At 63.5% G+C, this 10,680-nt stretch carries 10 protein-coding genes and 1 riboswitch; of the genes, 6 read left to right on the top strand and 4 right to left on the bottom strand.

Annotation, left to right across the window (positions count from 1 at the left end; translation table 11 throughout):
* Window positions 1–219 precede the first annotated feature (219 nt).
* A complete protein-coding gene (locus tag QMC81_07730; GenBank protein ID MDI6907359.1) occupies window positions 220–447 on the top strand; it encodes a hypothetical protein in 228 nt (75 codons plus the stop codon).
* A gap of 102 nt (window positions 448–549) precedes the next feature.
* Here QMC81_07730 and QMC81_07725 read toward each other — a convergent pair whose 3' ends face one another.
* Window positions 550–804 carry a DUF1657 domain-containing protein gene (locus tag QMC81_07725; protein MDI6907358.1) on the bottom strand — a complete coding sequence of 85 codons (255 nt, stop codon included), beginning with the start codon at window positions 802–804 and terminating at the stop codon, window positions 550–552.
* Window positions 805–1,081: 277 nt separating this feature from the next.
* Between QMC81_07725 and QMC81_07720 the strand changes: the two genes are divergently transcribed.
* The 4 genes from QMC81_07720 to QMC81_07705 all read left to right on the top strand — a co-directional run bounded on the left by QMC81_07720 (window position 1,082) and on the right by QMC81_07705 (window position 3,797).
* Entirely contained in the window at window positions 1,082–2,140 is a 1,059-nt protein-coding gene (locus tag QMC81_07720) for a hypothetical protein (GenBank protein ID MDI6907357.1), read from the top strand.
* Between the two features lie 348 nt (window positions 2,141–2,488).
* Window positions 2,489–2,641, top strand: coding sequence for a hypothetical protein (locus tag QMC81_07715; GenBank protein MDI6907356.1), 153 nt, complete (start codon window positions 2,489–2,491; stop codon window positions 2,639–2,641).
* 2 nt (window positions 2,642–2,643) lie between these two features.
* The gene (locus QMC81_07710) at window positions 2,644–2,991 is read left to right on the top strand and encodes a hypothetical protein (protein ID MDI6907355.1); all 348 of its coding nucleotides are present in this window, start codon (window positions 2,644–2,646) and stop codon (window positions 2,989–2,991) included.
* Window positions 2,992–3,092: 101 nt separating this feature from the next.
* Window positions 3,093–3,797 carry an MEDS domain-containing protein gene (locus QMC81_07705; protein MDI6907354.1) on the top strand — a complete coding sequence of 235 codons (705 nt, stop codon included), beginning with the start codon at window positions 3,093–3,095 and terminating at the stop codon, window positions 3,795–3,797.
* Window positions 3,798–3,809: 12 nt separating this feature from the next.
* Here the strand turns inward: QMC81_07705 and QMC81_07700 are convergent, their stop codons facing one another.
* From QMC81_07700 to QMC81_07690, 3 genes are all read right to left on the bottom strand, one after another.
* Entirely contained in the window at window positions 3,810–5,108 is a 1,299-nt protein-coding gene (locus QMC81_07700) for a stalk domain-containing protein (GenBank protein ID MDI6907353.1), read from the bottom strand.
* Between the two features lie 30 nt (window positions 5,109–5,138).
* Window positions 5,139–8,498, bottom strand: coding sequence for an LAGLIDADG family homing endonuclease (locus tag QMC81_07695; GenBank protein ID MDI6907352.1), 3,360 nt, complete (start codon window positions 8,496–8,498; stop codon window positions 5,139–5,141).
* A gap of 99 nt (window positions 8,499–8,597) precedes the next feature.
* The gene (locus QMC81_07690) at window positions 8,598–9,380 is read right to left on the bottom strand and encodes a substrate-binding domain-containing protein (protein ID MDI6907351.1); all 783 of its coding nucleotides are present in this window, start codon (window positions 9,378–9,380) and stop codon (window positions 8,598–8,600) included.
* A 166-nt stretch (window positions 9,381–9,546) separates the two neighbouring features.
* Window positions 9,547–9,677: riboswitch (molybdenum cofactor riboswitch) on the top strand.
* Between the two features lie 90 nt (window positions 9,678–9,767).
* Between QMC81_07690 and QMC81_07685 the strand changes: the two genes are divergently transcribed.
* Window positions 9,768–10,664 carry an extracellular solute-binding protein gene (locus QMC81_07685; protein ID MDI6907350.1) on the top strand — a complete coding sequence of 299 codons (897 nt, stop codon included), beginning with the start codon at window positions 9,768–9,770 and terminating at the stop codon, window positions 10,662–10,664.
* Window positions 10,665–10,680 lie beyond the last annotated feature (16 nt).

Genomic DNA, 10,680 nt, shown 5'->3' with positions numbered 1-10,680 from the left:
CTTGGGCAGGTGTTGCGCCCGGCCAGCACGCCGGGCGAGGGTTGAAACTAAGATCGTGCTAGACGCAGGACATGGGGGCTCTGACGTTGCGCCCGGCCAGCACGCCGGGCGAGGAAGGTGTACACAGGCCGATGCTAGGCGCGGTTGTGGTATGCTCATCGTAAGTCTGTAAGGCTTCCGGATCAGCGTCGGTAGCCGGCGGGACGGGGGCAGGTGGCAGTGCTTGAACGGATAACGCTTGGCGTTTGGTACGTTACGACGGGGATCGGTTTTGTGCTTGACCAGTTCGTTATGCCGATCTGTTTTAACGAGTGGAACACCGTTTACTTCGGCTTGGCGTTCTTTGGCGGATGGCTGGCCTACGTGGCCGTGGCCCTGCTGGGGGTTGGCCTGGAGTGGCTTTCGACGCGTAGGCAACAAAGCGGTTCTGAAGCACCAAGGCCGTGAGGACTTGACCCGCTGCCAAACGGCACAGGATGCGATAAGAAGAAGGGAGATGGCCGGCCGGACGCCGGCCAAAGGTGGGGGTTGACAAGGGGAGCGGTGCTTTTACAGCTTCTTGATCGGCCGCCGGCGTAGCAGACCCGAGACCGCTGCACCGGTATCGGCCGCGGGGGGTTCTTCGTTGCGGACCGTATTCAGGCGCGCGGAGAGTTTGTCGTTGATGGCGTCCAGCTGCTGCGCCGCCTCCATGTAGAACTTCCTGGCCTCCCGATCCTTCGTTTCCAGCGCAAAGGTGGAGAGGTTACCGCTGGCCGTCTTCAGTAAGGACATGGCTTGCTGAATCCTGGTTTCGACTGTCATTCGGCGTTCTCCTCCACGGTAGGTTTGGCCTAGTATGGGACGGGCGGGTGGGGTTTATGCGCCGCTGCCAGTTAAGGAAACCTGGTTTGCGACATACGTCGAAAAAGCCCGAAAGGTATACATTACAAAAAGCTTATATGCGTTGACGCGTTTGTTATGAGCACGTTAAGGTGGAGGCGGATGACAGTGACAACAGGAGAGGTCTATGATGGTCGGGATGGGCCGGGGAAAATCGATAGGCGCAGGCTGCGGACGGTTCTGGCCGTGGCTGGTTGCCATGACATTATTTTTCCTGGTTACGGGTCCCGTCCGTTCCGCAGAGGCCCTTTCACTGAAACTCGACCTGGGCGGTTTGGCGAATGTCGGGGTCAGTGTCGGCGAAGGGGACGGCCTGCCGGGGGTCTCGGCGAGGGTCGATAGCGGCAGCGTTATGCCGGGTGCGGGCGCCGGTGCCTCGGTGGGTCTTAATGTCGGCGGTTCGTCCCTGCTGGATGCCGATGTTGGTGTGGATGCGGATCTGGACGATCTGCCCGTGGTGGATGCGGTGTTGCCCACCGCGGACGTGGGCGTGGATCTTAGTACAGGGGCCGGTTTGAGCGATGAAGGCCTGGACGTCGGTGTAGGCGCAGACACTGGCGTGGCGCTGGAAACCGCTTTGCCGCTAGGTACGAATCTCTCGCTGAACACGGGTGTGGAAGCCGGCGTGGACGTGGGGATCGGTGACAACGGGCTGGGCATCGGCGTGGACACGGGTCCGGACCTGGATGTCGGTGTCGGTACCCCGGGCGCGGGCAGCGACCTGCCCGGTGACGAGGAGCCCGGTTCCCCGCTCCCCTGCGACGAAGAGTTGCCGCCACCGGTTGAGGACGTGGCAGAGGCGGTTGCCCCGGGTGCGCCGAACGGCCCGAGTCCCGTAAACGAGGCTCCCGCCTGTCAGGAGCAAATTGTTATTACCGCGGGGGTTGCTCCAGATTACGCCGGTGAACCGGGTGTATTGCTGCCGGCCCTCCGTTTCGGCGGGTTGAGTGACGGAGCATCATTGGCTTTCATTGCTTCCCAAGACGGCTGCCAGCCGGCTCCGGCGTGCCCCGCCCGCCGGTATAAGGCAAATGGAACTCCGGGCGTTCCCGACGCCGTGATCTCCCAGGCGGCGACCACGGCTGGCGACGGCTGCACTGCTTCCGGGGGAAGCGCCGCGGGTGCCGGCGCTGTGTCCGGCGCCCTGACCGCGGACGGTCTCCTTGTTGTTTCGCCTCTGCCGTCGGGCTGGCTGCCGGAGGCCTCCCGGTTGTGCTATTTCTCGCCCGACATGTCCCTTTTTGCCCTTCCGGGGTGAAGTCTGCCCTTCTTCAAGTTTCCCACGGTCTCACTAGCCACAACTGAATAGCGGATCCCGAGGCCAGGGTTTCCTCCCGGCCCTGCGGATTCTTGTCCACCTGCTGGGTGGTGGCCGGCGTCTTGTCGGGCGCCCACCCCTGGCCCGCTGCGTCCTTCTTGCGCCGGTGACTGCGCCCCCGGTACGAGGAGACGGGTGAAGGCGCCCCCGCGCCGGCCGCCACTGCAGGTCGAAGGGGCTTAATCGGTGTGGTAGATGATACGCTGGGCCAGGTGACGGATATTCCCGGCGATGTCCTGGACGATCTTCCGGGACTGCCCGGCAGCGGTGACGGCGATGGCGCGGCAGATGATCAACACCCTCCCGGCTCCGACGCCGGAGAGCCTGCCGGGCGCGGTTTCCGCCGTCCTGCGTGATCTGGGGCGGGTTCTGCAGCAGTCCGGCGCTCCGGTGGGTGTACAGGCGGCGGTCAACAACACCGCCGGCACGGTGGCGCGGTGAAGGTGGACGATCTGGCGGCCGCCCGGATAATGATCAATGCTCAGCTCAACGCCCTGGCGACCTATCCGGAGCAAGAACTCCTGTCCGCGACCGTCGCGCTCGTGCAGGCCCTGGCGAACGCCGTGATCGCCCCGGCCGGGGAGCTTCTCCGAGCCGTGGGCGTACTCCTGCAGGCGGTGGCCGGGCTGCTGACCGCCCTGCCGGATCAACCGGTGCCGTTCCTGGATCCGCTGAACAGCGTGTTCACGCGCTTGGGGGAGCTGGTCCCCGAGCTAAAAGCTGAACCCGCGAAGGTCATCGGCCTTCTGGATACGGTCTTCGAGCAGTTGCTGGCGTTCCTGCCTCGTTAGGCCACCCAGCGCTTGGGGTTGGTGGCCGGACCGCCTGGCGGCGTCCGGCCGGCTCCGGCCACCGCCCTACTCCCTAAAACACCACTTTGGGGGGGATGACCATGAAGGACCCGGCAACACTGAGTAACGCCCCGCCTCTGTGGGCGGGTGACCATGTCTGCATTTTGCACCAAGGGATTAGAGAACGGATTATGCTGCTGCTGTCTCTTTTGCGGGACGGTCTGGCCGGCGGGATGAAATGCGTCTACGTGGTCGACGACTACCAGACGGTTTTTCTGATCTGGGAACTCTGCCGCGGGCTGCTGAAGGAGATGGAGGGGTTACGCCCCGGACAATTGGTTTTCGCCTCCTGGGAGGACTTCTTCCCGGGAGGAGCCTCGTTCAATCCGGACGAATCGGTCACCATGCTCGCCGTACGGGAGTCCCAGGCCTTGAAAGAGGGCTTCGCCGGCCTGCGGGTGGCCGTGGAAATGACGTGGATGATCGGGGCAGGTGTTCCTTTGGACCGGATAGTGGATTATGAGAAGATACTGAACGCGTATTGCTCGCAAAGCCGCTGTATGGTGCTTTGCGCCTATGACCTCCTGCGTTTCCCGCCGGTGACAACGGTCAACGCGCTGACCGTCCATCCCCTGGTTTTACTGGATGGCGCGCTCTGCCGCAACCTTTATTACATTTCGAATCCCGATCTGCGGCTGGACCCGCTGGCCTCAGCGGCCATCCTGCGGCATTACCTGGAGCAACTTCGGGAGTGCGCTCCGTACCTGGCTCTGGTGCACAAGAAGGGGCCAGGGGGGACGGGATAGGCCGCCGATATCCTATTTCTGCACCGGTGGCGGGCCGGCGGCCGGCCGCGGTGCGATGGTCCGGCCCAGGGTCTGCCACATTTCATCGGAAAGCAGGCCCAGGCGCCACAGGGCGATGCCGCCGAGGCGACAGCGCTTGGCGATACCCACCTTGGTCAGGATACTCTCCGGCGTTTCATTGGGGACGGAGATGCCCAGGACGAGCTTCTCCGGCGGTACCTCACGGGCGGCCATTTGCACTGCTTCCAGGACGCGGTCGGCCGGTTCGGGCCGCGGGCCGTAATCGTAGGCCATGACAATAATACGGTCGGCCAGTTCGCTCAGCGCCCGGTAATCATAGCCGCGGTAGGCGCTGTTGGGCGCATGCAGGGTGAGGGTGAGTTCCAGCCCGGACGCTTCAAGACGCTCGGCCAGCTGGGTGACGAAAGCGGTAAACCCGGCCCGCGTAGCGGCCAGGGCCGCGCCCTCTTCCCGCCATCCCAGGCCTTCGAAGTCCAGGTTGATGCCCTGGTACTGCCGGGCTTCGGCGGCGATGGCCTGTACTGCGTGGTCCACCGCGCCGGGGTCGCCGAGCAGGCGGGAAAGCCCGCCGTCGGCGTCGGTGACGTGCACGACCATCGCGGTGCGGAGGTCGTACTTCTCCGCCGCCTGCAAAACATTCTCCCAGCCGTCCGGCCGGCGCCAGCCGGTGGTGCTTTGGGTCAACAGGTTCCCCCCGGCGTCCAGGCTATACCAGCCGAGGGCCAGCTCTCCGCACAGGTCGGTGCGCCCTCTTGCCGTTTGCGGGTACGGGTGGTCGAAGAGGTCCTCCCAACTGCTGGTACGGCTGTCCCCAAGGGCGTAAAAGCCGGTGACGGGTATCACCCGCGGCGGGGAGAAGACACGGACGCTCCCGGTGGCGGGATCCCATTGCACCTGTGCCCCGAAGGCTTCCCCGAAGAAGCGTAAGGGGAGCAGGGTACGGCCGGCGGCGGCCAGGGGCGGGGCGTCAAGGGGTACCGGAGAGCCGTTCTTGACGGCGGTTGGGCGGCCGACGGCCAGCTCCAGGGCTGTCCCGCCGTCGCGGGCGTGGACCGTCCGCGTGGCGGGGTCCCAGGAGACCGTGATATTCATCGCTTCGGCCAGGACGCGGAACGGGAGATACACGCGCCCGTTCCGCGCCAGCGGGGGAACATCGGTGGTTAGGGGCAGGCCGTCAAGAACTATACCGATTGCAGCGGTTTGAGAAGCTGCTCCGGCGGTCGGCTGGAACGATATAAAGCAAGCAATGCAAAAAACCAGGGTGAGGACGATAAAGTGTAGGCGGGACAAAAGGGTGCCTCCCTTTGACAGGTGTTTGGTCTAGCACTTCCCGTACCCGCAGTTCTGGCAGACGAAGCACCCCTCGGCGCGGCGCATCACCTCGCCGCACACGGGACAGTGGTCCGGGCGCTCTTTGTCCTCCGGCTGGCTTTCCAGTTGCTCGCTGAGGCGGCCTTCCCGGTGCCGCGATGCCAGCTGTTCCTTTATTTCCGTCAATTTGCGGGCGATGGCCGAGGCGCAGGACTTGCCGGGGGAGACCGGCTTGCCGCGGCCTCGGGCGAACTGGTAGGATGGGCAGGCGTGGGTGCTGTTCAACTGCTCGACGATCTCCTCGATGCTGATCCCGCCGCGGATGGCCAGACTGATGAGGCGCGAGGTCGCTTCGGTGTAAATCAGGCAGCCGCCGTCGGAGCCGGTGGTGATAAAGGTCTCGATGATCTCGCCGTTTTCCGGCAGGTAGTTGACCGTAAGGTAGATCTTGCCGCAGCCGGAGTCCAGGCGGTGGGTGACGCCCTGGGCGTTGGCCGGCCGGGGCCTGATTTCGCCGCGGGCGAACTCGCCCCGCGCGCGGGGAGCAGCCTCTTTCTTGCCGACGGTCACGACGCCCTCTTTGCAGCCGTCGCGGAAGATGGTGATTCCTTTCAGCCCGCCTTCGTAGGCCGTTTCATAGATCCGTTCCACGTCGTAGATGGTGGCCGAGTTGGGGAGGTTGACGGTCTTGGAGATGGCGTTGTCGACGTGTTTTTGCAGTTCGATCTGCATGTGGACGTGATCCTCCGGCGCGATGTCCTGCGCGCCCTTGAAGATGGCCTGCAGGTCTTCGGGGACGCCCTCGACGCCCTGGCAGGAACCGCGGCGGGCGACCTCGGACATGACCTCCCGCGGGACTCCGCGCCGCTCGCAGGCCGCACGGAAGAGGGGGGAGAAGACTTCGAAGGTTCCGGCGACGTCGGTGGCCTTGGAGTAGGCCACGGCGAAGATGGGCTCGATGCCGTAGCCCTCGCAGCCGGCCATGGTGGTCACCGAGCCGGTGGGGGCGATGGTGATGCAGGCCGCGTTGCGGCGCTTCGTGTGCGGGTAGAAGACGCTTTTCTCCCAGTCCGGGAAGGGGCCGCGCGCCGCGGCCAGCTCTTCGGAGTAGGCGTGGGCCGTCTTCCGGATGAAGCGCAGGACCTCGGCGGCCCTATTCCGCCCTTCTTCGCTGTCGTAAGGCAGGCCGAGCATGATCAGCATGTCGTGCAGGCCGGTGACCCCCAGCCCGATCTTGCGGGTGGCGCGGGTGGCCTCGGCGATGTAATCGAGGGGGTAGGCGGCGACGTCGATGATGTCGTCCAGGAAGCGGACGCCGGTGCAGGTGGTCTCGGCGAGCCTGTCCCAGTCGATTTCATAGCCGTCCCCGGCCGGTCGGAGCATCTTCTCCAGGCTGATGCTCCCCAGCAGGCAGGACTCCCCGGGGGACAGAGGCTGCTCGCCGCAATTGTGAGCCACGATGCCATTTGCAATCAGAGAATGCGTAACGGGCTCAACAATGTCGTAAACGTCAACCTCCTCAGCCGGCTCGACACTGACAACGGGAGAAACAAAGTAGGTTGACTTCCTGGAAGGACGGGCCGCCAAGCGCAGTTTTTCGTCTTTAGCAGGGCTGAGCCGAAAGCCCACGGTTTCGTTGAAGCGGAGAAGATCGTTGCCGTTAATGATCAGTTCATAATAGTCTTCTCCGGTGTACGTTTTCCTTTGCCCATCGGTCGCATAGTAGACAAAAGACTTGGGATGCTTCTTTCGGCGCTCATAGATGTTGCTGAAGATGCCCAGGTTTAAGAGCAGTAATTGAACATCCTGCAGAAGCGCCTTCGAACCGGACGACAGCCGGACATCACGGTGGTTTGCCGAATGGAAATTAACCGTTCCGTCGGCGCTGAAAAGGGCCTGAAGAAAGGCGACTACGGTATCCTTCGCGGCCGTGAAAACGGCTGCCGGTACACGTTTCCCACGGGCTTTGACCGGGCGGACACCAAGCTGCATTAAACGGCGGACAAAATCCTTCCGCTTCCAGAAGACATTCCAGGTACCATTGGGTCTCTTGTAGGCCTTACGCCGGCCACCACCGTACTTTTCGGCAATTGACAGGAACATCGGAATCAGGTGTTCATCATCGGCGCTGAAGACCATGCCGACAACCAGGTCCTTGGTGAGCCAACCGTCCCCGGTCAGCCAGCCCAGGAAATAACCAAGTTCCTTTCCAATACCGTCAGTTGAAGCAAATCCGCCGGTACCCGACTGCACGAGGATCTGGTCTCCTACGACGAGCCGGGATACTTCTACCCAGCCGCGGGCGGTGAGCAGGCGGTGCTCAGGGGTTACCTTGATCTCCTGGCCATTGGCCAGATTCACCCTGACGGTCGGTCGCCGTCCGGTCTTGACTACCGCCGCTCGACGCAGAGTCACCCCGGGAATCAGGTAGGTACGACCATTAACCACTTTCAGGCAGCCGAATACCCGGTCGTCCGTCGCTACACAGACATCTTCCTGCCGGGCACGGGCATATAGGTCTTCGATCCGCTCCAGTCCCTTTTCCGTGGCGATAAGGGTATCCGGATGGAAGCACGGGTTGGTCGCGTTGATCGGTTTGGACGGGACGGGGTTGTCCCGCTGCAGGCGGTCCAGGAAGACGAGCCCCGGGTCGCCGCAGGCGTGGGCGGCTTCGGTGATCAGGTGCCAGAGGTCGCGGGCCTTGACCACGTCGTAGGTCTTCCCGTCGAAGACCAGCGGCCAATCGGCGTCCTTTACCCGCGCCTCCATGAAGGCGTCGGTGATCCCCACGGAGAGGTTGAAGTGGGTGATCGCCCCGCTGCGCTTGCTGTTAATGAAATCGATGATCTCCGGGTGGTCGGCGTTTAAGATGCCCATCGAGGCTCCGCGCCGCACCCCGCCCTGCATAACCATCCCCGAGGAGGCGTCGTAGAGCCGGATGAGTTCCACGACCCCGCTGGCGTGGCCCTTCGTGGAGCTGACCATGGCGCCGCGCGGGCGGATGGGGCTGAAGTTGTAGCCCACGCCGCCGCCGGATTTGAAGACCAGGGCGGTTTCCTTCAGGGTCTGGTACATCGATTCCAGGGAATCCTCAAGGGCGAGGACAAAGCAGGCGGATGGTTGCCAGGGGCGGTCGGTCTTGCCCATATTGGCCCAGATAGGGGTGGACGGTACGAAGGTCAGGTCCCCGATGGCGGCGGCGAAGCGGGATGCCCAGGTTTTCTTCTGCCTTCCCTTTTCGGCGCCCGCCGCGGCGACCGCGATCCGTTCCACGGCCTGCTCAAACGTTTCCACGACCCGTCCCCGCTCATCTTTGGCCGCGTAACGTGCTTCGAACACCTTCCGTCCCGCTTCGGATAGCTCGCGCATCCTGTCGCCCCCGTTGAACAAAGTGTCGTATTCATTATACCGCTTTTTGGCTAAACCGTCAGTTAGCGAACGAAGTGCCGGGCCGGTGCAAAGACCGGCCTAAATTTGCAGGCGTTCCCTGGCGACGTCTTCCTCGGTTTTTCCGGCGTCGGCGTAGAAGAGGGGGGTCGGGAAGCGGTCGCGCATGAAGCCGGCGATGATCCCCTGGGCTTCGCCCGAAAGGAAGAAGTCTATCAGGCGGCGCGCGCCGTCGGCGTTCACCTCGGGGAAGCGGGCCGGGTTGACCATGGAGACGTGATACAGGTTGAGCAGGGGCTCGTCTTTCTCCACCATAACGTCCAGGGCGAGGTCCTGCTTCCCGGCCAGGTAGGTGGCGCGGTCGGTCAGGCAGTAGCCCTTCTTGCCGGAGGCGATGGCCAGGGTTTCGGCCATGCCGCGCTTGGTCTCCGTGACGTTGGACGGCTTGGCGGCGGCGTCCTTCCAGAGCCGCATTTCCCGGGTGTGGGTGCCCGACCAGTCGCCCCGTGAGACCCACAGCGCGTTACGCTCGGCGATCCGGCGCAAGGCCGCCGAGGCCTTGTCTTCGCCGCGGATGCCGGCCGGGTCGTCGGGCGGGCCGACGATGATGAAGTCGTTGTGCATGATGAGCTTATACTCGGTGATGATCCCCTGGTCCAGGAGTTCCCGCTCGGTCAACGGGTCGTGGGTCAGAAGGACGTCGGCCTGTCCTTGGCGCGCCTTGTCGAAGGCCATCCCGGACCCGACGGCCTGGACCTCGACGACCAGCCCGGTCTTGTTCCGGAAGGCCGGCAGCAGGGATCCCAGGAGGCCGCTGTCCTGGGCGCTGGTGGTGGTGGCCAGGACGAGGTTCGTTCTCGGCATGTTGCCATCCCTCCTTGGCTTGCGGTACGCTTAGCATTTGCCTCTAGAGGCGATTTATGCAAGAAGGGCTTTGGGGAGGGCAGTCTGTCCGCCGGCGGAAAGTTTTTGCGATGGGGGGCAGGATTTTGCGCAAGAAGGGAGAATAGACAATGCCACTAAGACAATCGTATAAAGTATCTCCGAGTCCCCGGACCTAAGGCCTCGGCACCACTGAAGGCTATGGACGGCGGACCGCTCAGGGTGTACCGGGAAACGGGTGCGCCTCCCAGTGCGGAAAGGAGAACAAGATGTCTCGGTCGCAAAAGCCGGGCCTTGCTGTACTTTTCGCAGGGCCCGGCTTTTTTTGTGGACGCTTCACCAATTCATTTTTAAGGAGGCTGAACGGTAGTGTATCTCAAGAAGGTTCTCGCTCTCATCATCGCCCTGGCCCTGGTGGCGGCCTTCGCCGCCGGCTGCGGCGGACAGGCGGCGGATCAGGCCCGGAAGGAACCGCAGCAGCAGGCGGCGGAGCCGGAGGTCAAGGACGTCATCCTGGCCACCACGACCAGCACCGTCGACTCGGGTTTGCTGGACGTCCTGGTGCCGGAGTTTGAGAAGCAGACCGGCTACAAGGTGAAGACGATCTCTGTCGGTACCGGCCAGGCCCTGGAGATGGGCAAGAAAGGGGAGGCCGACGTCCTGCTGGTGCACGCCCCGGCCAGCGAGAAGGAACTGGTCGACGCGGGGGTGGGCATCGACTACACCCTGGTGATGCACAACGACTTCATTATCGTCGGCCCGGAAAACGATCCGGCGGGGATTAAGAACGCCAAGACCAGTCCCAAGGCCTTAATGCAGATCGCTTCCAAGCCTGTGATCTTCGTCTCCCGCGGCGATGACTCCGGGACACATAAGAAGGAACTCTCCATCTGGAAGGCGGCCGGGATCGAGAAGCCTTCGGGCGCCTGGTACCAGAGCACGGGCGCCGGCATGGGCCAGACCCTGCAGGTGGCCTCCGAGAAGCAGGGCTACACCCTGACCGACCGGGCGACCTACCTGGCCCAGAAGGCCAACCTGAAGCTGGCCGTCCTGAAGGAAGGCGACAAGTCCCTGCTGAACATCTACCATGTGATGGCCGTCAACCCCGAGAAGTTTGAGAAGGTGAATTACGAGGGGGCGAAGGCCTTCGTGGACTTCATGGTCGCCCCGGAGACGCAAAAGATGATCGGCGAGTTCGGCAAAGACAAGTTCGGCCAGTCCCTGTTCGTGCCGGACGCCGGGAAGAACGAGGCCGATCTCGGTTAGTAGATCGCAAAGGGGC

This window comes from Thermoanaerobacterales bacterium (genome assembly GCA_030019475.1).
Classification (GTDB): Bacteria; Bacillota; Desulfotomaculia; order Desulfotomaculales; family JASEER01; genus JASEER01.
The sequence above is the reverse complement of the archived record's forward strand: the minus strand, read 5'-3'. Positions and strand labels throughout refer to the sequence as shown.